Origin of the sequence: Paenibacillus oryziterrae, from assembly GCF_042610485.1 — a bacterium.
Taxonomy (GTDB): Bacteria; Bacillota; Bacilli; order Paenibacillales; family Paenibacillaceae; genus Paenibacillus_AQ.
Window position 1 is genome coordinate 227,164 of record NZ_JBGJZO010000001.1, and the last position, 21,604, is coordinate 248,767.

Genomic DNA, 21,604 nt, shown 5'->3' on the forward strand with positions numbered 1-21,604 from the left:
TATACAATTATTTAAAAACTGTAGTACATACAAAAATGAACTGAGCATAAATATTATGCGTATTTCTTTGACGAAATGTATAAAACAGGTGTATAATAATTCTATAACAGAGGTAGCTGATATTCAAATTTTTTTATTGAGGTGAAGATAATGAGCAAAGTTCCTTATGAAGTGTATACAGAGGATGTGGAAGCTCTTTCGGTGCTTTCTCCGGATGGAGAGGTTATCAACAAGGACAAACTTCCAAACCTTACAGACGATCAATTGAAAGAAATTATGTACCGCATGGTATTCACCCGTACTTGGGATGACCGTGCCGTTAATCTTGGCCGACAAGGCCGACTTGGCTTCTACGCTCCGGTTTCCGGCCAGGAAGCAACAATGATCGGCAGTGAATTCGCCCTTCAGAAAGAAGATTTCGTCTGCCCGGGTTATCGTGATATTCCACAGCTTGTATGGCATGGACTTCCGCTATACCAAGCTTTCCTGTACTCCCGCGGCCACCAGCATGGCGGTCAAATTCCGGATGGTGTCAATGTATTGATGCCGCAAATTATCATCGGTGCGCAGATCCTGCATGCTACCGGAATTGCAATGGGCTTTAAATTAAAGAATCAAAAGAATGTAGCTATTACCTACACTGGTGACGGCGGCTCCTCCGAAGGTGACTTCTATGAAGGCCTGAACTTTGCAGGACGCTTTAAACTTCCGGTTATCTTCTTTGTTCAAAATAACGGTTATGCGATCACAACTCCGTTTGCGAAACAAACCGCTGCCAAATCCATCGCTCATAAAGCGATTGCTGCCGGTATTCCCGGAATCAAAGTAGACGGTATGGATATCTTTGCCGTAATCGCTGCTGTGCAGGAAGCTGCTGAGCGCGCACGCAATGGCGAAGGTGCTACTTTGATCGAAGCTGTAACTTACCGTTTCCGTCCGCATTCCCTTTCCGACGATGCCAGTAAGTACCGTTCGAAAGAAGAAGAAGGACAATGGAACGAGAAGGATCCGATTGCCCGCGTTGCCAAGTATTTGGAGAAGAAGGGCCTTTGGACCGAACAAGACACTCTGCGCGTGAGAGAAGAAGCGAAAGCGACGGTCAACGAGCAGATCAAAAAAGCGGAGCAAACCGAAAAAATGACCGTATCCGGCTTGATCGACAGCATGTTCGAGGTTACTCCGAAACATCTGGAAGAGCAAAAAGCCGATTTTGAATAAGGGGGATATCAGGCAATGGCACAAATGAATATGAAAGAAGCAATCCGTGACGCCATGCGCGTTGAACTGAATCGAGACCCGGGCGTACTTATCTTCGGAGAAGACGTAGGTAATGTAGGTGGCGTATTCCGTGTAACGGAAGGGCTGCAAAAAGAATTCGGCGAAGACCGTGTATTCGATACTCCGCTGGCTGAATCCGCAATCGGCGGTCTTGCTGTCGGTCTTGGCGTACAAGGCTTCCGGCCTATCGCAGAAATTCAGTTCGTCGGCTTTATCTTTGAAGCACTTGATCAAATTGTAATCCAAGCCGCTCGCATGCGCTATCGTTCCGGCGGTAAATATAATTCTCCTGTTGTATTCCGTACTCCATTTGGCGGCGGCGTAAAAGCGGCTGAGCTGCATACTGATTCGCTGGAAGGCCTGATCGCGCAAAGCCCTGGGATCAAGGTGGTTGTTCCTTCTAATCCATATGATGCGAAGGGCCTCCTGATTGCGGCGATTCGTGATAACGACCCTGTATTCTTTATGGAGCATTTGAATCTGTATCATGCGTTCCGCGCTGAAGTTCCGGAAGGAGAATATACCGTTGAGCTGGGTAAGGCGAATGTTGTCCGTGAAGGTTCGGACGTCACCATTGTTACCTACGGCTTGATGGTACATACTTGCACCAAAGCCGCGGATCAGCTTGAAAAAGAAGGTATCAAAGTTGAGGTCATCGACCTCCGTACGGTCAGCCCGATCGATATCGATACGATTATGGAATCGGTGAAGAAGACTAACCGCGTCATCGTGGTACAGGAAGCGCAGAAGAGCGCAGGTGTGGCTGCTGAAGTCATTGCTCAAATTAATGAAAAAGGTATTCTCCATCTGGAAGCGCCAGTATTGCGCATCGCAGGTCCGGATACCGTGTATCCATTCGCGCAAATTGAAGATACATGGCTTCCAAACCCTGCCCGTATTATCGCAGGTGTGAAGAAAGTACTGGATTTCTAATAAATAATCAGCTCTTATTCCCATAAGGAGGTTTTCGAAGTGGCAAAGTTTGAATACCGGTTCCCTGAACTGGGCGAAGGTCTGCATGAAGGCGAAATTATCAAAATGCATATCAAACCCGGCGATAAAGTAACGGATGACGATATAGTTATGGAAGTGCAAAACGATAAGGCGGTTGTAGAGGTACCGTGTCCGGTAAACGGCACAGTGCTGGAAGTTCTCACTAAAGACGGCCAAGTCTGTCGTGTCGGAGAAGTTGTAGCGATTATTGATGCGGAAGGCGATGTTCCTGAACAGGAAGGCGGCCATGCTGAAGAACACGGTTCCCAGGAAGCAGATGCGGCAAAAGGAAGTGCGGACACAACAGCTTCCCCTGCAGCTACAAGTCCTGTTGATGCGAAGGAAGGCGGAGCAGCTGCAAGTGCAGTGCCGGCCCCTGACCGCGATGTTCTGGCAACACCAGGTGTACGCAAATTCGCTCGCGACAATAGCGTAGATATTTCTAAAGTGAACGGCACCGGCAAGAACGGCAAGATCACTCAAGAGGATGTACAAGCATTCTTAAGCGGTGGGGCACCAGCAGCAGCTCCGGTGGTAACTGAAGCGGCAGCACCTGCAGTTGAAGCGAAAGCTGAGACTAAAGTTGCAACGGCAGCAGCACCTGTGGGCAATGTCAGCCTTGAAGAAGAGCGTGTTCCATTTAAAGGCATCCGTAAAGCAATTGCCAATGCCATGGTTAAATCTGCATATACAGCACCGCATGTTACAATCATGGATGAAGTGGATGTTACTGAATTGGTAGCTTTCCGTGCACGCATGAAGCCTGTTGCCGAGAAGAAAGGCGTGAAGGTTACTTACCTTCCGTTTATCGTTAAAGCACTGGTTGCGGCATCCCGTGAGTTCCCGGCGCTTAACGCAATGATTGATGAAGAATCGAATGAAATTGTCTACAAGAAGTACTACAACATCGGTATTGCTACAGACACAGACAACGGCTTGATCGTTCCTGTTATTAAAGATGCTGACCGTAAGAGTATTTGGATGATTGCAAGTGCAATCAGTGATCTTGCTCTGCGTGGACGTGACGGCAAACTGGCTCCTCATGAAATGAAAGGCAGCACCATCTCCATCAGCAACATCGGTTCCGCTGGCGGTATGTTCTTCACACCGATCATCAACTTCCCTGAAGTAGCGATCCTCGGTACTGGACGTATTACGGAGAAACCGGTTGTCAAGAATGGTGAGATTGTAGCCGCTCCGGTTATGGCCCTATCCTTAAGCTTTGACCACCGGATTATTGACGGTGCAACTGCACAGAACTTCATGAATTACATTAAGACCTTGCTTGCTAATCCTGATATGTTAGTTATGGAGGTGTAATATATGGTAGTAGGAGACGCTTCACTCGATATTGACACATTGGTAATTGGTGCAGGTCCCGGCGGATATGTGGCAGCCATTCGTGCAGCCCAGCTTGGACAAAAAGTACTGATCGTAGATAAATCGGAACTCGGCGGCGTATGTTTGAACCGCGGCTGTATTCCTTCCAAAGCACTGATCGCTGCTGCTCATCAATTTGAATCCGCACAGCATGGAGAAGTATTCGGTATTTCCGCCGAGAACGTGAAAGTGGATTGGGCGAAGACTCAAGAATTCAAGAACGGCGTTGTAAAGAGAATGACCAGCGGCGTTACCAGCCTGATGAAAGGCAATAAAATCGAAGTGTTCAGCGGTGAGTGCATGTTCATCAGCGATACGGAAGCCCGTGTGTTTAACGACCACGAATCTCCGCGTTACCGCTTTAAGCACTGCATTATCGCGACAGGATCCCGTCCGATTGAACTGAAGCCTTTCCCGTTTGGCGGACGCATACTGTCCTCCACTGAAGCGCTTGACCTTCCGGAAATTCCGAAGAGCATGATCGTAATTGGTGGCGGATATATCGGTGCAGAGCTTGGCCAAATGTACTCCAAATTCGGAACCAAGGTTACGATTATCGAAGGTCTGGACACTGTACTTCCTGGCTTCGACAAAGACATGACTCGTCTGGTTGCCAAGAACATGGCGAAGACAGGCATCGAAATTGTGACCAATGCCAAAGCTGAAAGTGCGGTTCAGAACGACAAAGAAGTTACCGTTAAGTATTCCGTGAATGGGGAGTCCAAAGAAGTGACTGCAGATTACCTGCTGGTTACCGTGGGACGCCGCCCGAATACAGATGGTGAACTGGGTCTCGATCTGATCGGTCTGGAGCTTGACGAACGCGGACTCGTGAAAGTCGACCACCAAGGCCGCACTAACATTCCGAATATCTTCGCTATCGGAGATATCGTTCCAGGTCTTGCCCTGGCGCATAAAGCTTCTTACGAAGGTAAAATTGCCGCTGAAGCGATCGCAGGACATAAATCCGTAGTGGATTACAAAGTGATTCCGGCTGTTGTGTTCACAGATCCTGAATGCTCCAGCGTCGGCCTGACCGAGAAAGAAGCGAAGGATAAAGGCTATAATGTGAAGGCAGGCAAGTTCCCGTTCGCAGGTAACGGCCGTGCAGTATCACTGAACAGTCCAGAAGGCTTTATCAAGATTGTAGCGAATGCTGATAACAATCTGGTGCTTGGCGCACAAATCGTCGGCATCGAAGCCTCTAACCTGATTGCAGAGCTGGGACTCGCGATTGAAATGGGTGCAACCCTAGAAGATATCGCATTGACTATCCATGCACATCCAACTCTTGGCGAAATCGTCATGGAAGCGGCTGAACTGGTAGAAGGCCACCCGATTCATGTGATGAAATAACCAATAAAGGCTTGCCTCAGCAAGCTGGATTAGAAGGTGTCCCATCTGCTATTAACTTGGCGGGGGCACCTTCTTTTTAATTAATCTTACGGTTGTGAAGGGAATAAGGGTTAATGGAGTGGGTATAAGCGAGAGGAATAATCGCTATGTCAATGTCCTCAGCCATTCTGCTGACGGGTATACCTGAGATAGCCTGTTCGGGATATGTAAGCAGGAACTCGAAGGCAGAGCTGCCTGTCGAGTATCCGCATCTCATGCTTTTACAATCTTCAGATGATCTAATAAGTACTTGATATCCTCAACAATCATTCGGAGCGTTCTGCCTAGAACATTCTACGAACAGGTTGAAGTAACTGGCGCCAATCCATCATGTTTGATCTGCGACGGCGTTTCATGCTAAAGGCAGTAGCCCCGAGTCCGATGGCAATTAATGACATGATCGTTCTCCGCGATGTCCATTTCATTGCTTACACCACCTTTCGTGTATTTAAATGCTGATGAAGTTGTACAAGCTTTATTTTGCGTATGATCTGATCCCTTCATTCATGGAAATAATGTTGGTTCCGTCCGCCTGGGTCATGGTAAACTGATAAAAGAAAAAAAGAGAGGGGCGTATTACTGTTGCGCAACTATTTGGATTTACTTCAGGATATATTGGATCACGGAGCTACAAAGAGCGACCGGACAGGCACCGGAACCATTTCCGTGTTCGGACGCCAGCTGCGCTTCGATCTGAATGAGGGCTTCCCTCTGATGACTACTAAGCGGATTCATCTGAAATCGGTTATTCATGAACTGCTGTGGTTCCTGAAGGGTGAGACGAACATTGCCTATCTGAAGGAGAATGGTGTCTCCATTTGGGATGAATGGGCGGATGAGAACGGAGAGCTTGGACCGGTGTACGGATCGCAGTGGAGGGCTTGGGAGAGTGCAGATGGCCGGCATATCGACCAGATTACGAGTGTAATTGAATCCATCAGAAATAACCCCGATTCCCGCCGTCATATTGTCAGTGCATGGAATGTAGGGGAGATCGAGCAGATGAAGCTGCCGCCTTGTCACTTTGTATTTCAGTTCTATGTAGCGGACGGCAAGCTGTCCTGTATGTTAACCATGCGTTCGGTGGATTCCTTTTTGGGATTGCCATTTAACATAGCAAGTTATGCGCTGCTCACCCATATGGTCGCCCAGCAAACAGGGCTTGAAGTCGGAGATTTCATCTGGTCTGGCGGAGATGTACACATCTACAACAATCATTTGGAACAAGTGGCTACACAGCTGTCCCGTGAGCCTTATGCACTGCCGAAGCTGAAGATTCTCCGTAAGCCTGAATCGATTTTTGATTATACATTCGAAGACTTCGAATTCACGGATTATGTCTATCACCCGGGCATCAAAGCTCCGGTGGCCATATAATAAGGAGGTAGCAGCTTGGGCATCAGTATGATTTGGGCTATGGGGTCAAATGGCGTAATCGGCAAAGACAATGATATGCCTTGGCATTTGCCGCGTGATTTCGCTTTTTTCAAAGCTGAAACTCTGGGCAAAACAATGCTGATGGGGCGCAGGACATGGGATTCGCTTGGAGGGAAACCGCTGAAGGGCAGAAGAAGCCTGGTGATGACCCGTGACACGCGTTTCGCTGCAGAGGGTGCCAAAGTAGTTCATACGGTAGACCAGGCCCTGGAAGAGGCTGTTTCAGGCGATGAGTTGATGGTTATCGGTGGGGCTGAAATTTACCGTATGATGCTTCCGCATGCCGATAAACTAATTGTTACCTTAATTGAAGAGGAATTTGCGGGAGATACATTTTTTCCGGAGGTGGACTGGAGTCTTTGGCGGGAGATCTCGCGGACAAAGGGAATCCGGGATGAGAACAATCCGTATGATTACTACTTTGTTGTATACGAACGTTCGGAATCATAAAATCAGCTTTTCTCTGACATCACATGTGAAATAGTACAAACAATCAGCAAATTAATCCATTACTGTGCAAAAGTAATGAATGCTACTATAATTAAAATTAGTAATATCGGATTATATGCTAAAGAGAATGTACGGAATAACTCTTGCGGTAAATCGCATTATGTTAGAATGTACTATACATTAACATGAAGAGAACGGATGGGGGTAACGTAAATATGTCTACGCCAACAGGATTTATGGAGTATAAACGTCAGCTCCCTGGGGATCGTGAGCCAGAGCAGCGTGTAAAGGATTGGGAAGAGTTCCATCACCACTTATCGGAAGAAGAATTGCGCACACAGGGCGCACGTTGTATGGATTGCGGCACACCTTATTGCCACACGGGGATTGATATGGTTGGAGGCACCTCCGGTTGCCCGCTTCACAATCTGATTCCGGAATGGAATAATCTGGTCTACCGCGGACTTTGGAGAGAAGCACTCGAGCGTCTGCTGAAGACAAATAATTTCCCTGAATTTACTGGAAGTATTTGTCCGGCACCTTGTGAAGGTTCCTGTACCGTTGGACTGATCGGACAGCCCGTGACTATCAAGACCATTGAACTAGCCATTATTGATAAAGGCTTTGAGGAAGGGTGGATTGTTCCTACCCCTCCAGAGAAACGTACCGGCAAGAACGTTGCCATTGTAGGATCAGGTCCTGCAGGCCTCGCAGCAGCAGCCCAATTGAATAAAGCGGGCCACACCGTAACGGTGTACGAACGCAGTGACCGTATCGGCGGTTTGCTGACGTACGGCATCCCGACGATGAAGCTGGACAAGCGGGTTGTACAACGTCGCGTGGATCTGCTCGCTGCAGAAGGTGTTAATTTCGTAGTAAATACAGAGATTGGCAAGGATATCCCGGCACAGCAGTTGGTCGACGAATTCGATGCGGTTGTCCTGTGTGGCGGAGCAACGAAGGCTCGTCGCTTTAACATTGAAGGCAGCGAACTGAACGGTGTAATGTATGCCATGGATTATTTGAATGGCACGATCAAGAGCTACTTAAACTCCAACTTCGAGGATGGGAACTACATTAGCGCAGCAGGCAAAGATGTAATCGTTCTGGGCGGTGGTGACACAGGCTCTGACTGTGTTGCAACAGCATTGCGCCATGCCTGCAGCAGCATCACTCAGTTCGGTACTCATGATAAAGCGCCACTTGAACGTGACCCTATTGCTAACCCTTGGCCGCAATTCCCGAATGTATACACACTTGATTATGCACAGCAGGAAGCTAAGGCGCTTTTCGGAGATGACCCCCGTGAGTTCTCGATCATGACCACTAAATTTGTCGGCGACGATGAAGGTAACCTGAAAGAGCTGCACACGGTAAGAATTCACCGTATGGTAGATGAGACAGGCCGCAAGATTTATCAGCCGGTCCCAGGTACAGAGGCTGTGTATCCTGCACAACTTGCGCTGATTGCCATCGGTTTCGACGGTCCGGAACAGGAAGTCATTCAGGAACTGAATCTTGAAACGGACCGCCGTACGAATGTGAAGGCACGATACGGCAAGTTCAACACCAATGTGGATAAAGTGTTTGCCGCTGGTGACATGCGCCGTGGACAAAGCCTTGTGGTCTGGGCAATCCAAGAAGGCCGCGAAGCTGCCCGTGAAGTAGATAAGTATTTGATGGGATCTACCGTCCTAGTATAATGATATATTGTCATAATCAAAGAGCAGCCTATGCGCAAGAATTTGCGTGTAGGCTGCTCTTATCTTCATAGTTAATTCTTTTTACTCTTGCTCTTGGATTTTAAACTTAGAGAGCTTATTCAGTAAATCTTTGACCATGTGAGTTAGTGCTTCAGAAGAAGATGAAATCTCCTCCATAGAAGCTAATTGCTCTTGTGCAGCTGCGGCCACATTCGTAGAATTACCCATGGTGTCATTAGCGATTTTTGCCAGCTGATTGACTGTTGTCGAGACATGGTGAGAGCTGGAAGACATTTGTTCGGATGAGGAGGAGACCTCTTGGATTTGGTCATTGACTTGTTCAATTTCTGCTAATATAGATTGGAACAATTGACCGCTTTCTCTTACGAAATCGACACCTTTATTCATTTCTGCAGTTCCAGAGGCCATATTGTCGATTGCAATGCCTGTACGATCCTTTATTTCTTCGATTAGACTCGCGATATCGATCGCCGCCTCTTTGGTCTGATCTGCCAGCTTCCGCACCTCATTGGCAACAACTCCGAAGCCGCGGCCATGCTCGCCTACACGAGCCGCTTCGATAGCGGCATTGAGGGCCAATAGATTCGTCTGCTGGGCGATGTTCGTGATCAGTCCTACAATCCCACCGATTTCTTCTGATTTGGTTCCGAGAATGCGAAGGGATTTCTCAGACTGTACTGCAGCTTGTTGCATGGATTCCATCTGGCTAACGGCTTCCTGTATTTTAACTCTACCCGTTCTGGTCTGTTCAGAGGCCGCGGTTGCTGACGCAGATGCTGTACCCGAGGATTCGGCAATTCGCTGAATCCCAAGAGTCATTTCTTCCATTTCTTTGACCGTATTTCCTGAATGATGGAACTGTGATTCTGCACCGTTCGCTACTTCCTGTATCGCAATGGCGATTGACTCAGATGCTTTCCCAGTTTGATCCGCACTGGAAGAGAGTTGTTCCGTTGTTGAACCAACCGATAGTGCCAGCTCAGCAATTAATTGGAACATGTTTTTCAGTTTGATTGTCATTTCATTGAAATGGACGGCTAAGTCGGAAAATTCATCATTTCCTTTAACCTGCATGAACTGTGTCAAATCCCCGTCTGCCATTAGCTTCATCTTGCCGCCAAGCTCGAGTAATGGACGTCTTACCCAATGCCGGATTAATACTGTAATAAATACACTAAGCAACAGCAAGGCTCCAAAGGCAATCAGCCACGAAATGTTCCGGCTATGATTGTACGCATTGTTAAGATAACTTTCCGGTACAACCGTTTCCACATACCAGTTGAGTCCTTCATCATCCAGATCTATTGGATCGAGGGAGCGCATGACTTTTTCGCCGTTGGGTTCGGTTGAATACATGATTTTCCCTGTACTTCCTTGTGTTTCATTCCAAAACGCTGTTTTTTCAGGGGTATCTCCATAAGGTTTTGCCAGTAAATCCGGATAGGCTGCATTGGCGGCGTAACTACCATCCTGGGCTATAAGAGATATGTAACCTGCATCCATTTGGAATGATTCAGCCTGCACTTGCAGATCCGCCAGAGGAAGACCTGTGCCGATAACACCTAAGAAGTTCCCGTCCTTATCCAGGATGGGTAGCACAACGGATGAGAAGAGGGAAACTTCTTGCTCCGTTCCATAGTTTGTAGGCTTAACAACTGTGAATTTTTTGGTTTGCTTGGGTATCAAATAATAATCGGCAAGTCCTGGAGTATTAAGGTCCCCGAGCTGTGAAACAGTAAATTGATCCTTGACCAAGGTGATAAAAGCAGCGAACCGGCCAGTTTCATTAGTATATGCATTTTTGCTTGCGTATTCTTTGTCTTTACCATCAAAAGCGTTAGGCTCCCAGGCAACAAAAAGCCCGGACAAATCGGAATTGATCTTTAAAGTATTTTGAAGCAAATCGACGGTTTCTTCTCTGGTTAGGGATTGAGTTGCCTGAGACTCCTGAAGCATGGCTGAAAGAGTTTGAAGAGTTCCAAGCAAGTTAACTATATGTTCTTTAAATTCGCTGGAATACTCTATTCCGGAAATGCGGGCATCCATCTCACTTTTGTCGCTGCTGACAGCATGCAGTTGTTTCAGGTTGAACATGATAATTGCGGAGAAGCTGATTGTTAGTAGTAAAATGACCATCAATACCAGTTTTGTTGATAATGTAGCGCGTCTGTTGTTTGAAGAAGTTCGGAAAATAGTTTGTTGCAAGATGCTCTTATTTTTATTCATATTCGTGTCCTCCAATGGATTCATTCGTTTTCAAATGTAGTGGTTTATTAATTCACATGATAGATTACAAATATGAAAAGTTTATATAAATGAATCGATATAAATCTGAAAATGCTATCTTTTTGCTGGAGCAGTGTAATTCGGTGACATCCTATCAGTAGCTTCATTAAAAAACAGCCGATTTAATGGTATAATAGAACACTGGTGACTATGAATGATGGTTTAGATAAGAACAAAGTTTAAGGGGCGATTGTTTTTGAAGACATTGATTATTGCGGAAAAACCGGATATGGGGCGGAATATCGCTGCCGCAATAGAGCCAAAGGCCAAAAATCACCGTTCCTATTTAGAAGGGGAGCAGTACATTATTACCTGGGCGATCGGCCATCTGGTCGGACTTGCGGAGCCGGAAGCCTATGATTCTAAATATAAAAAATGGAACATCAATGATCTGCCGATCATACCAGAGCAATTTAAGCTCATCCCTAACGCCAGAACCTTAGATCAGCTTAAGGTAATTGGCGAACTCGCCAAGCGCAGTAATCTGCTGGTGAACTCCTGCGATGCCGGGCGGGAAGGACAACATATCTTCTCCCTGATTCAGCGGCATTTGGAGCTGGGACAGCCTGTAAAGCGGTTATGGATTTCTGATTTGACACCGGAGACTATCCGCAAGGGATTTGCAGAGCTGAAGGATGGGGCGGAGTACGAGAATCTGACGAAAGCAGCCAAAGCACGTAGTGAAGCGGATTGGCTCATCGGGATGAACGGGTCCCGCGCCTTTACTACGAAGCATAATGTACTGCTGTCCGTGGGCCGGGTACAGACCCCGGTGCTTGCTTTGATCTATGACCGCCAAAAGACGATAGAGGCGTTCGCTTCTCTTAAATTTTTTGAAGTGGAAGGGCATTTTGCTCAAGGGGATATGACCTACAAAGGAATGTGGCAGGGAGACCGTCTTACGGATGGTGCTAAAGCTGAGGCTTTGGCTGCGAAGGTTAAGGGTCAGCCGGGACGGGTGATCTCTTATGAGGTCAAGGATACGAAGGAGTATCCCACGAAGCTTTATGATTTGACGCTGCTTCAACGTGAGGCGAATGGCAAATATGCTTTTTCCGCTAAAAAGACACTTGATATTGCTCAGGCGCTTTATGAAAAGCACAAGGTCATCTCGTATCCGCGGACGAATTCCAACTATGTGACTGAGCAGAACATCCCGGAAATGCACAAAACGCTGTCAGCGCTTCAAGGGACGGCCTATGACGAATGGGTGAAGGGTGCTAATCGTAATCTGGTCCATAAAGGGAATAAATTTATCTGCAATCCGTCGAAGGTTGAGGATCACCATGCGATCCTGCCGACTTACCGCAAACCATCAGGACTTAGCGCGGATGAGCAAAAGCTATATGATTTGATTGTTCGCCGTTTTCTTTCGCAGTTCTATCCCGCAGCGGAATACAAGGTTCACACGGTATTAACCGGGGTTGAAGAGGAGACCTTCAAGACAACTGTCAAGGAGCTGCTCAGCTTGGGGTGGAAGGTAATTTATGCCGACCAGAAGAAGGATAAGGTCAAATCTTCTAAATCCAAATCAAAAGAAGACGAAGAGGAAGAGGAGATTGAGGTTAGCGAGCCGTTCTCGATAAACTCTGAGGCAGATGTGTTATGCGCCGATGCCATTGTTAAGGAGAAGGACACACAGCCTCCGAAGCATTATACCGAGGGAACCTTGCTGAAAGCCATGGAGAGCGCGGGCAAGCAGATAGAGGACGAGGAGCTGCGCGATGTAATGAAGGATTCGGGGCTGGGCACTCCGGCAACACGGGCAGCGACGATTGAGCGGCTGAAGAATGTCGGCTACATTGAAATGCAAGGTAAAAAGATTGCCATTACCCAAAAGGGCCGAACGGCCATTGAACTGATTCGCGCAGCAGGGATTGAGTTGTTAACCTCACCGGAAATGACAGGCCAATGGGAACGGCGTCTGAATGAGATAGCCCGGGGTACGGCTTCCGATGGACAATTTATGGAGAACGTCAAAAGATTCGCTACGATGATAGTGGACAAGGTTCGTGTACAGTCCCGGGCCGCCAAAACCTCATTCGAGGGTGCTGCACCTGCAGCGGCAGAGACGAAGGGACGAAGCCGTACCGCGGCTCCACGTAAAACAGCCGGCACAGCGAAGGCGGCATCTTCCGCACAAACGAGTGAGGACACTTCTGGCCCGAAAACGATTGGCAGTTGTCCTCGTCCCGGGTGTGGTGGAGTGATCTTCATGGGGCGCAAAGGGTACGGGTGCTCGAACTACAAGGAAGGCTGCAAGTTTGTCATTTGGAAAGAAAACCACGGACGCACCTTAACCGATACACAGGTGAAATCGCTGATCGGCAAAGGGCAGACCAGTAAGCTGAAGTTGCTCTCTGAGGATGGAACATCTTCAGTGGAAGCCAAACTAATCCTTAAAGATACGGCGACAGGAGAACTTGGGATTGAGCCGTAACTTTTAAGTCGAGCATATTGGAAAAAGGGTGATGACAGCCGAACTGGCTATCATCACCCTTTTATATTAGTTGCACCTATGCTGCTTATTCGCTGTTAATTGCTTGCTGATGCAAGCTGTGCATCAATGGAGCCGGTCAGACTTTCATAGGAGGAGTCCTTCAGAAGCTCACCGTTTACCATGAACTTAGGAGTTCCATTGACCCCGTATGATCCGGCGATCTTGAAATCTTCCTTCACGTCAAACATGAAGGTGCGATTCTTAACGTCAGCGGCGAACTGGTCGTAGTCGATGCCGTCGATATTCTTTTTGACGAAATCAAGTATGAACTTTTCAGTTGCCCATATCTTGGTTTCATCGCCTTGATTGGCGTATAGCTTGTGCGCGTATTCCCAGAACAAGTCATTGCTCTGTTTGTAAATGGCTTCACCCGCACTGGCGGCGAGATAGGAATCCCGGTCCAGGAAAGCGTAGTTCATAAAGAAAAACTCAACCTTACCCGTATCCACATAATCCTTAATGAATTGATCCAGATAGGTGTCTGTCCATTTCTTGCAGGCGGGGCATTTGAAATCTGCGAATTCGATGACCTTAACGGTAGCGCTGCTGCTGCCAAGGTGGGGTTGTTTCTCATATTTGAGACCATCTACTACAATTTGTCCTTTGACTTCAGTGTAATTAGGCAGGTTCTCCAGCTCTGAGGCGTCGCTATCCTTCCCGGCATTTACGATTCCGAAGACTGCTGCCAGAATGACTACAACTACGATTGCTAATAGCATTGGTAAGGCGAATTTATTATTCGGTGCCCACTTTTGTTTGAAAATGTTCTTCATGTATTCCCTCCTGCACAAAATGAAATCTATTTAGCTCAAAATAGTATAAGCATTTTGGCTGGAGAATTATATGCTTTTTGTAACACAATTTCCTAATAATTACCCGTGATTTTTGTTCTTCTGCTGAAGGGTGGCACGGATAACAGGAGGAACCTCACGGATGGAGGAGATGGTAGTAACAGATTGCTGCATCTCGCGCTGCAGTTCAATCATGTTATACAGCCATTCATTCTGCTGCTTCAAATAGATGCTGTTAATACCGGCTGTTACTGCAGGAAGTACATCGGTACGCAGGGAATTTCCAATCATCCAGGTACGCTTACGGTCAAATTTGTGGCTGGTTAGAATATCCTCAAGCGACTCTACATTTTTATGCTGGCGGATATAGATCCGGTCATCGAAATAAGCATCCAGCTTCATTTGTTCGATTTTACGCTTCTGGATTGTATCATCACCGCCGGTATATAAGTACAGGTGATGACCGTCTTGCTTAAGGGTATCCAAGGTTTCAACCATGCCGGGATAAGCTTCAATCTCCTGGTCATAAACGCTCATACCCAGCTTCATTAACTGCTGCTCCTGAAATGCTTCAGCCGGGCGGTTATATTTCTGGCAGAAATGACGGTAAGTCGCGATTAGGGATTTAGGGAAATTATCACTTGCAAGCCCGCTGGTATTTACGGTCTCCACATCAATTTCAACCTGTTTCTGCCGGAAATCTGCAGTAGTTGGACCAAAATCTTTAAACCAGTCACCCATCATTTCGAAGTATTGCCCCAGGATAAGGTCGAAATATTTGTTGCAATGAACTAGAGTATCGTCAAGGTCAAAGATTATTTGTTGAGTCATATACTTCATCGTTCTCACTCCTTTTGCATCTCTCTATGTTGATATTATAAACGAATATAGGACTCAAGGAACATTTGCAGCTCAGAAGCCCCATCGGGACGGATACTGAACCTCTCGTTCGATTCCTCCCGCAGATGGATGCGGAGTAGTCCTGCCACCCGCAACATCATTAGATGGTGCATCAGCATCTCACCGGATTGATTTAGCTCCGACTGCATCTCCCATAGTGATTTAGGCTCATGCGCGACGTACCGAAGCAGTTTAAGGCGGTTGGGATCGGATAAGGCTTTGGTCATCCGCAGCAGGACAGTAGGAGGTTCATCCTCATTCTCTACAGGCACCTCAACGGGATATTGAATCAGCATCAGTGTTTTATAGAAGCAATACGTATTGATGGGCCGGTTATGTACTGTCGGGAGCAGTACAATGGTCTGCAGCTCCGGTATATCTTCTATGACAACACCGCCAGAGGCGTATTCAATGAGCGCGATCGGGTCCATTTTGCTCAGGAGCATTTTCTTCTCAGCAGCATCTTCAATCAATAAAGGGAGCATCTGATTCTCCACATGCCGGAAGTAATGTTCATGCCACAAACGCAGTAACGGGCCATATCCGTCTTTTATCCGGCGGCACTCTTCAAGTGTGAATTCATGGAAGAAAGGGAGCAGCCGTTCATGCCAATCCTCGAGTGAACCCGATTCCAGTCCGTCAATAAACTGGACCACATTGTCAGAAGGACCGGCATCGTAAGCCCAGGCATACAGTACATCGTAATCGTTAAAGGGCCAGTCCGCGGCCTGAAGCATTTGAGCTGTCTTATGCGGAGGAATCCGGTTCTCCACATCGCGTACCCAATCGGGGCCGATATCCAGATTGGAGATCCACTTCCGGGTCACATATAACATAAAGCTGTCAATAAGCTCATAAACCGGTGAAACGTCTATTTTTAATTCGTATTTCAGAGTGCATTCCTCCCAGTAAATCCGTCACTTCTGTATATTATCTCTTGTTTTGAATGGGGTTGTCCACTATAATGTTGGGTGTTTGCCGATTGATGACAGAAATTATAACCATGTTAAACATAGGAGGATTTATTCGTGTCAGCTCTTTCAGCCTCAACATCTACACGTAACGGCAAGCTGCATTACTTCATTCTTATCACGGTGATTGTGTCTGCAGGCCTTAGCCAAGGGTTGCTTCTTCCTGTGCTCTCCATTCTTTTGGAGCAAAAAGGGGTCTCATCCTCGCTAAATGGACTGAACGCCACATCATTATATATCGGCTCGTTCGCAATGACGCTTATTGCAGAACGGGTACTTGGAGCCGTTGGCTTCAAGAAGCTGATTGCTTCCGGCATTAGCCTCGTGCTCGTTTGTCTGCTGCTCTTTCCACTGCTGCCTGGAATCAGAGCATGGTTTATTCTCCGCCTGTTAGTTGGTGTCGGTGATTCGGCGATTAACTATGCTGCGCAGCTGTGGGTGCTCTTGATGACACCTCCTGAGCATCGCGGCCGCAATCTTTCCTTATATGGCATGTCGTATGGACTGGGCTTCAGCTTGGGTCCGGTGGGGATCAGCCTGCTGCGGTTTGGACAATCGGTTCCGTTTATAGCGCTGGCATGTCTTTTTGGCCTTGTATTGTTTCTCACTCTAGCCAAACTTCCTCATTCGCACCCGGACAAAGCAGAAGGCGGGGAGAGCCAGGTTAAACGGTTTGGCCGAAGCTATAGTCTTGCTTGGTATGCCTTAATTCCCGCACTCTTATACGGATATATGGAGGCGACACTAAATAGCAGCTTCCCTGTATACGGATTACGCATAGGATTCAGCGAAGATCAGATTGCAGCGATTTTACCTTTTGCCGGAATTGGCGGCCTGCTTCTGCAACTTCCACTCGGACTATGGAGCGACCGCTATGGGCGTAAGAAAATTCTGATGGTGGCAGGAATTAGCGGGGGGCTGGCATTCACACTGCTGCCACTGGCCGGTAACCATTTTATGATTACTCTGTTACTGCTGGTTGTAGCCGGCGGATTCGTGGGTTCGTTCTTCTCTCTTGGCCTTGCCTATGCAGCAGATATTCTTCCCCGTAACCTGCTTCCTGCAGCGAATGTTGTATCATCCTTTCATTTCAGTGCAGGCAGTATTATCGGCCCCGGGATTGGAGGATTGCTCTTGGAGTATGGCTGGGGAGGCGGGTTGCTGGGACTTATGGGAGGATTATATTTACTATTTGGACTGGCAGGATTAATGTACTCGCCGCGGCCGAGATTATAAGGTAAGATAAGAACGGGTGCTCGCATGGAATTTGCTCACACTTTCCAATACACTATAAAGTAGTAGAGATGAGGACAGGGGAGACGAAAGACATGATTAAAGTTGAACATTTAGCAAAGGCCGTAGGGGAAGAGAGACAACCCGTTCTGCGGGATATTGAATTTCAATTGGGAAAAGGTGAACTGGTCGTCCTCCTTGGAGCCAGCGGAAGCGGGAAGTCAACACTTCTCCGTTGTTTGGCGTTACGAGAGAAATGGGATCAGGGTTCCTTTAAGGTCGACGGTACAGATATTTTGAGCAATGGCTTTGGCGGGAGAATTAAGATTCGCCGCGAATGGGCCTACCTGGAGCAGAATGCGGAACTGAATCCGAACCGCACCGCACTGAAGAATGTTCTGATCGGCCAATCGGCTCAGACTCCATGGTGGCGTATGATAACCGGTATGGTCCGTTCTGATGATTATATGGGTGCAATGGATGAACTCGACAGGCTCGGCCTGCTGGATAAAGCTAAATTGAAGTCAAGCCAACTGAGCGGCGGTGAACGCCAGCGCGTGGCTATTGCCCGGGCACTGACACATGGAGCCAAAGTCATTCTGGCCGATGAACCCGTGACCGGTCTTGATCCAAAGTCTGCAGAGAACGTGCTGGACATACTACGCAATTTGTGCAAGGAAACCGGGCTTACCGTAATAACGGTGCTTCCGCTTGAGCTTGCGGAGAGATATGCTTCACGTCTGTGGGTGCTAGAGAATGGACGGATTAAATATGATGTCAGCGGCAGGCGCCTTACCTCACAGGAACGGAAGAACCTGTGAATTTCGAAGGGACGGAAATGAGTGATGAATTTGATTAAGCGAAGTCTGCAGCAATGTCTGGCTCTACTTCTTGCAGGGACCGTGCTCTCAGGCTGCACTTCATTTATTAGCGATCCTGTATCCCGGATGATAACGCCCAGGCTTCCTGAAGATAAGGCTACGCTGATGGCGGCGATCAACTCTTTGAAGCCGGTGGGCTCCCTTTTGATCAGACCGGCTAATGATGATGACAGCTCCATATTTACCGAGGACTTGAACAACGACGGAGTTCCGGAAACGATTGTCTTCTATGAAACCCCGGGCGAAGCCGTGCAGATTCATGGCATGATTCTGGAGAATCAGGGAAGTTCCTGGGTGAAGAAGCTTATTTTTGATGGAGAAGGTACGGTGCTCGAATCCGTTGATCTGCAGGATGTTACCAATGACGGCAAGCTGGATATCGTTGCTGGCTTCTCCCGCGGGGACGAAGGGCTGCAGAAGGGGCTGGTCGTCTACAGCTATTCCGGAGCTTCACTTGGGGAAGTGCTTCAGCTGTCTTACACGAAGTACGTCATCGATGATTTGAACTCGGATGGAATTCCTGATATTACTGCGGTCTCGCTCAAACGTAATGATATAGCCACGTTAACCACTTATCAATTTGGTGAAGATGGTTTTACACAGCTGGATAAGCTCGACACGCTAGATCCTTATATTAATAATTATTACAATATTGTCGCAGGAAAGATCACCGAAGACCAAGAAGGTATCATACTGGATGCTGCCGTTAATTCCCATTCCGCAACTAGTTATATTGTGGTCATGGAGAACAATAAGCTTAGGTTAGTCCTTGGTGGCAATGATCTGACGTTTAGGGATCGCCGAATAGCCAGTGATGATATTGACGGTGACGGTATTCTTGAAATTGGACTTCTGGAAGCGCCTAAGGGCTGGGAGTATTTCGATCCGAATACCATTCCGTATTTCACTTCCTATTACAAGTGGGACGGTAATGCAGGTCTGAGTTTCAGCAAACAGCAGTACCGTGATCCTTCAGACCGTTTTTATATTGATTTCCCCTCGGAATGGTATGGCAATGTTACAGTGGATACGAAATCCATTCAGGATAAATATCTAAAGTTCATAATGTCCGAAACAGGAGAGACCGTAGCTGAGATTTCGTTCTTCTCACCTCCAGAATGGGAACAAGTGAAGAATGACGGCTGGGAACTGTGGGGACGGGACACCGATGCAATTATCGGTTATCGGGGTAAGCTCGAGCAGACAGCAGGCGGACAGAGTAAAGATAAGAATTCAGCCCCGGTGGAAAGGAAGGGTATAGATGAGTAAAGTACTGATTCTTGAAGATGAGGAATCGATCCGCAGTTTTATTGTGATCAACTTGAAACGGAATGGATTTGAGGTTTTAGAAGCAGCGGACGGAAACGAAGCGCTCCATAAGCTCTCCACGGTTCCTGATATTGATATTGCGCTATTGGATGTAATGGTACCCGGGATTGATGGATTTGAGGTATGCAGACGCATCCGCGAAACGAATGAACGTATTGGGATTATTTTCCTGACAGCCAAGGTTCAGGAGCAGGATAAGGTGTATGCATTATCCGTAGGGGCAGATGACCATATCAGCAAACCGTTCAGCCCTACGGAGCTGATTGCACGTATTCAATCCTTGTTGCGCAGGGTGAATGTGCACCGTGAGCAATCCGCCAAGGTCTCTTTTCATTCCGGGCCGTATAGCCTTGATCTGATCTCTAAGCAATTCAAGCGTAACGGAGAAGCAATCGAGCTTACTCCTACGGAGTTCTCGCTGGTGCAGTTCTTCCTGGAAAAAGAGAATACGCCGCTCAGCCGCGATCTGCTTCTGGATCATGTATGGGGCAAGGAGTATATGGGCGATCCCAAAATTGTTGACGTGAATATCCGGCGCCTGCGGCAAAAGATTGAGAGCAACCCGTCGGATCCTGAATTCCTGCAGACGGTTTGGGGGCACGGTTATAAGTGGAAAGGTCAAGGACAATGATCAAGAAGGGGATGCGCAGACAGATTGTCCTGCACTACATCTTTGTAGTCTTCTTGGCGCTTCTCCTGGTGGAAGTTATATTTTTGCTGGCCATTCGTACTTACTATTACGAAAGTATTTATACCACCATTACCAATCATATCAGCCTGGCAGAGGGGTATTTCCAGAATCAGATTTCGGGTGAGAATGTTCCGCTTCAAGTGGTGGTCGACAGCTTTACCATCAACAATACGGAGCTTGAAGTTCTGACTCTGGAAGGTGACATGCTGACCAGTTCGACCGGATTTCAGCCGGACCGCAAGATTACTACAAGCGATGTGCCCGAGGCGGCTGGGGGAAGTATTGGACGCTGGGTTGGCCGTCAGCCGGGAACCAACGAGAGCGTAATGGCGGTATCCAAGGTCCTGCAGATTCATGGCAGAGATACTTATGTATTACGGTATTTGACCTCAGTCGAACGGATTAACAATGATCTGCTTAAGCTTTCCCTCCTGTCTATTGGTATCGGCGCAGCCGTATTGTCTATCGTAGTCTTGTTCAGTTTTGGACTTGCGAATTCAATCGTTAAACCTCTAAACAACATAACGGCAGTGTCAGCTCAGATGGCGAAAGGCAGGTTTAATACTAGAATCAAAGGGAACTACAGATATGAAATCGGTGATCTTGCCTCAACGCTCAACTATATGGCGCAGGAGATTGTTCGGAGTAATCAGGTGAAGGATGATTTCATCTCGTCAATATCCCATGAACTCCGTACTCCGCTTACAAGTATCAAGGGCTGGAGTGAGACACTTATTTCCGGCGGGTACGATCCAGAAGAGACAAAACTCGGCGTGGGAATTATCTCTAAGGAAAGTGACCGGCTGATCGGTCTGGTGGAAGAGATTCTGGACTTCGCTAAGCTGCAGCAAAATGAAATGAAACTGTCTATGGGTATCGTTAATGTTAAGGTCCTTCTGCAAGAGACGATTCTGAATGTATGGGCCAAAGCCGAGAAGAAAGGGATTCATCTGCGGCTGGACAGTGAAGAATCAATTTTTGTAAAAGGTGATGCTAACCGGCTCAAGCAGGTGTTCTTGAATCTGGTTGATAATGCGATCAAGTTCTCCCATCCGGATTCTGTTATCGAATTGACCGCGTCCCGGTTATCGGAGCGTGAGGCCTTAATCCGGGTTCGGGACGCCGGAATCGGAATAAGCGAGGAGCATTTGTCACGGGTCAGAGACCGATTCTTCCAGGTGGATGCCTTAAATGGCGGTACCGGTCTGGGCCTGGCGATTTCACAGCAGCTGGTTGATCTGCATAACGGCAGACTTGAATTGAACAGTGAAATCGGTAAAGGAACTGAAGTTAACGTCATACTGCCACTGACTGAAAGCGCACCTGAGATAGTGTGATGTACAAAGTAACCCGTCTAGTGTTTGG

At 47.5% G+C, this 21,604-nt stretch carries 18 protein-coding genes; 13 read left to right on the plus strand and 5 right to left on the minus strand.

Annotated elements, in window-relative coordinates; all coding sequences use genetic code 11:
* The first annotated feature begins 150 nt into the window (after positions 1-150).
* Genes pdhA through lpdA form a run of 4 tightly spaced genes read left to right on the plus strand, consistent with a single transcriptional unit; the run spans position 151 to position 5,007 of the window.
* Complete coding sequence (gene pdhA / locus ACAN55_RS01125) at positions 151-1,218, plus strand: pyruvate dehydrogenase (acetyl-transferring) E1 component subunit alpha (protein ID WP_379126921.1); 1,068 nt, start codon at positions 151-153, stop codon at positions 1,216-1,218.
* A 15-nt stretch (positions 1,219-1,233) separates the two neighbouring features.
* Entirely contained in the window at positions 1,234-2,211 is a 978-nt protein-coding gene (locus tag ACAN55_RS01130) for an alpha-ketoacid dehydrogenase subunit beta (RefSeq protein WP_379126923.1), read from the plus strand.
* A gap of 39 nt (positions 2,212-2,250) precedes the next feature.
* Positions 2,251-3,591 (plus strand): dihydrolipoamide acetyltransferase family protein, encoded by a 1,341-nt coding sequence (locus ACAN55_RS01135; RefSeq protein WP_379126925.1) that lies wholly within the window; start codon positions 2,251-2,253, stop codon positions 3,589-3,591.
* A 3-nt stretch (positions 3,592-3,594) separates the two neighbouring features.
* Positions 3,595-5,007 carry a dihydrolipoyl dehydrogenase gene (gene lpdA / locus ACAN55_RS01140; protein ID WP_379126927.1) on the plus strand — a complete coding sequence of 471 codons (1,413 nt, stop codon included), beginning with the start codon at positions 3,595-3,597 and terminating at the stop codon, positions 5,005-5,007.
* Between the two features lie 323 nt (positions 5,008-5,330).
* Here the strand turns inward: lpdA and ACAN55_RS01145 are convergent, their stop codons facing one another.
* The gene (locus ACAN55_RS01145; protein WP_379126929.1) at positions 5,331-5,471 is read right to left on the minus strand and encodes a DUF3918 family protein; all 141 of its coding nucleotides are present in this window, start codon (positions 5,469-5,471) and stop codon (positions 5,331-5,333) included.
* Between the two features lie 157 nt (positions 5,472-5,628).
* Between ACAN55_RS01145 and thyA the strand changes: the two genes are divergently transcribed.
* From thyA to ACAN55_RS01160, 3 genes are all read left to right on the plus strand, one after another.
* Positions 5,629-6,423: a thymidylate synthase gene (thyA, locus tag ACAN55_RS01150; protein WP_379126931.1), complete on the plus strand. Its 795-nt coding sequence runs from the start codon at positions 5,629-5,631 to the stop codon at positions 6,421-6,423.
* Between the two features lie 15 nt (positions 6,424-6,438).
* Positions 6,439-6,933 (plus strand): dihydrofolate reductase, encoded by a 495-nt coding sequence (locus ACAN55_RS01155; protein WP_379126933.1) that lies wholly within the window; start codon positions 6,439-6,441, stop codon positions 6,931-6,933.
* A gap of 215 nt (positions 6,934-7,148) precedes the next feature.
* Positions 7,149-8,636: a glutamate synthase subunit beta gene (locus ACAN55_RS01160; protein WP_379126935.1), complete on the plus strand. Its 1,488-nt coding sequence runs from the start codon at positions 7,149-7,151 to the stop codon at positions 8,634-8,636.
* An 81-nt stretch (positions 8,637-8,717) separates the two neighbouring features.
* On the opposite strand, the gene ACAN55_RS01165 is transcribed toward ACAN55_RS01160, so the two are convergent.
* Entirely contained in the window at positions 8,718-10,883 is a 2,166-nt protein-coding gene (locus ACAN55_RS01165) for a methyl-accepting chemotaxis protein (RefSeq protein WP_379126937.1), read from the minus strand.
* 256 nt (positions 10,884-11,139) lie between these two features.
* Here ACAN55_RS01165 and ACAN55_RS01170 point away from each other — a divergent pair, with 256 nt between their 5' ends.
* Complete coding sequence (locus ACAN55_RS01170) at positions 11,140-13,383, plus strand: type IA DNA topoisomerase (protein WP_379126940.1); 2,244 nt, start codon at positions 11,140-11,142, stop codon at positions 13,381-13,383.
* Between the two features lie 95 nt (positions 13,384-13,478).
* Here ACAN55_RS01170 and ACAN55_RS01175 read toward each other — a convergent pair whose 3' ends face one another.
* The 3 genes from ACAN55_RS01175 to ACAN55_RS01185 form a co-directional block, all read right to left on the minus strand.
* Positions 13,479-14,216, minus strand: a complete 738-nt coding sequence (locus tag ACAN55_RS01175; RefSeq protein WP_379126942.1) for a DsbA family protein — start codon at positions 14,214-14,216, stop codon at positions 13,479-13,481.
* A 99-nt stretch (positions 14,217-14,315) separates the two neighbouring features.
* Positions 14,316-15,074, minus strand: a complete 759-nt coding sequence (locus ACAN55_RS01180) for an HAD family hydrolase (RefSeq protein WP_379126944.1) — start codon at positions 15,072-15,074, stop codon at positions 14,316-14,318.
* 35 nt (positions 15,075-15,109) lie between these two features.
* Positions 15,110-16,027 (minus strand): ArsR/SmtB family transcription factor, encoded by a 918-nt coding sequence (locus ACAN55_RS01185; RefSeq protein WP_379127550.1) that lies wholly within the window; start codon positions 16,025-16,027, stop codon positions 15,110-15,112.
* 135 nt (positions 16,028-16,162) lie between these two features.
* Here ACAN55_RS01185 and ACAN55_RS01190 point away from each other — a divergent pair, with 135 nt between their 5' ends.
* The 5 genes from ACAN55_RS01190 to ACAN55_RS01210 all read left to right on the plus strand — a co-directional run bounded on the left by ACAN55_RS01190 (position 16,163) and on the right by ACAN55_RS01210 (position 21,576).
* Positions 16,163-17,341, plus strand: coding sequence for an MFS transporter (locus ACAN55_RS01190; RefSeq protein WP_379126946.1), 1,179 nt, complete (start codon positions 16,163-16,165; stop codon positions 17,339-17,341).
* Positions 17,342-17,433: 92 nt separating this feature from the next.
* Entirely contained in the window at positions 17,434-18,159 is a 726-nt protein-coding gene (locus ACAN55_RS01195; protein WP_379126948.1) for a phosphonate ABC transporter ATP-binding protein, read from the plus strand.
* Between the two features lie 30 nt (positions 18,160-18,189).
* Complete coding sequence (locus ACAN55_RS01200; protein WP_379126950.1) at positions 18,190-19,488, plus strand: hypothetical protein; 1,299 nt, start codon at positions 18,190-18,192, stop codon at positions 19,486-19,488.
* The gene (locus ACAN55_RS01205; protein WP_379126952.1) at positions 19,481-20,179 is read left to right on the plus strand and encodes a response regulator transcription factor; all 699 of its coding nucleotides are present in this window, start codon (positions 19,481-19,483) and stop codon (positions 20,177-20,179) included. The genes ACAN55_RS01200 and ACAN55_RS01205 overlap by 8 nt, the downstream gene beginning before the upstream one ends.
* Positions 20,176-21,576, plus strand: coding sequence for a sensor histidine kinase (locus ACAN55_RS01210; RefSeq protein ID WP_379126955.1), 1,401 nt, complete (start codon positions 20,176-20,178; stop codon positions 21,574-21,576). The genes ACAN55_RS01205 and ACAN55_RS01210 overlap by 4 nt, the downstream gene beginning before the upstream one ends.
* The last annotated feature ends 28 nt before the right edge of the window (positions 21,577-21,604 follow it).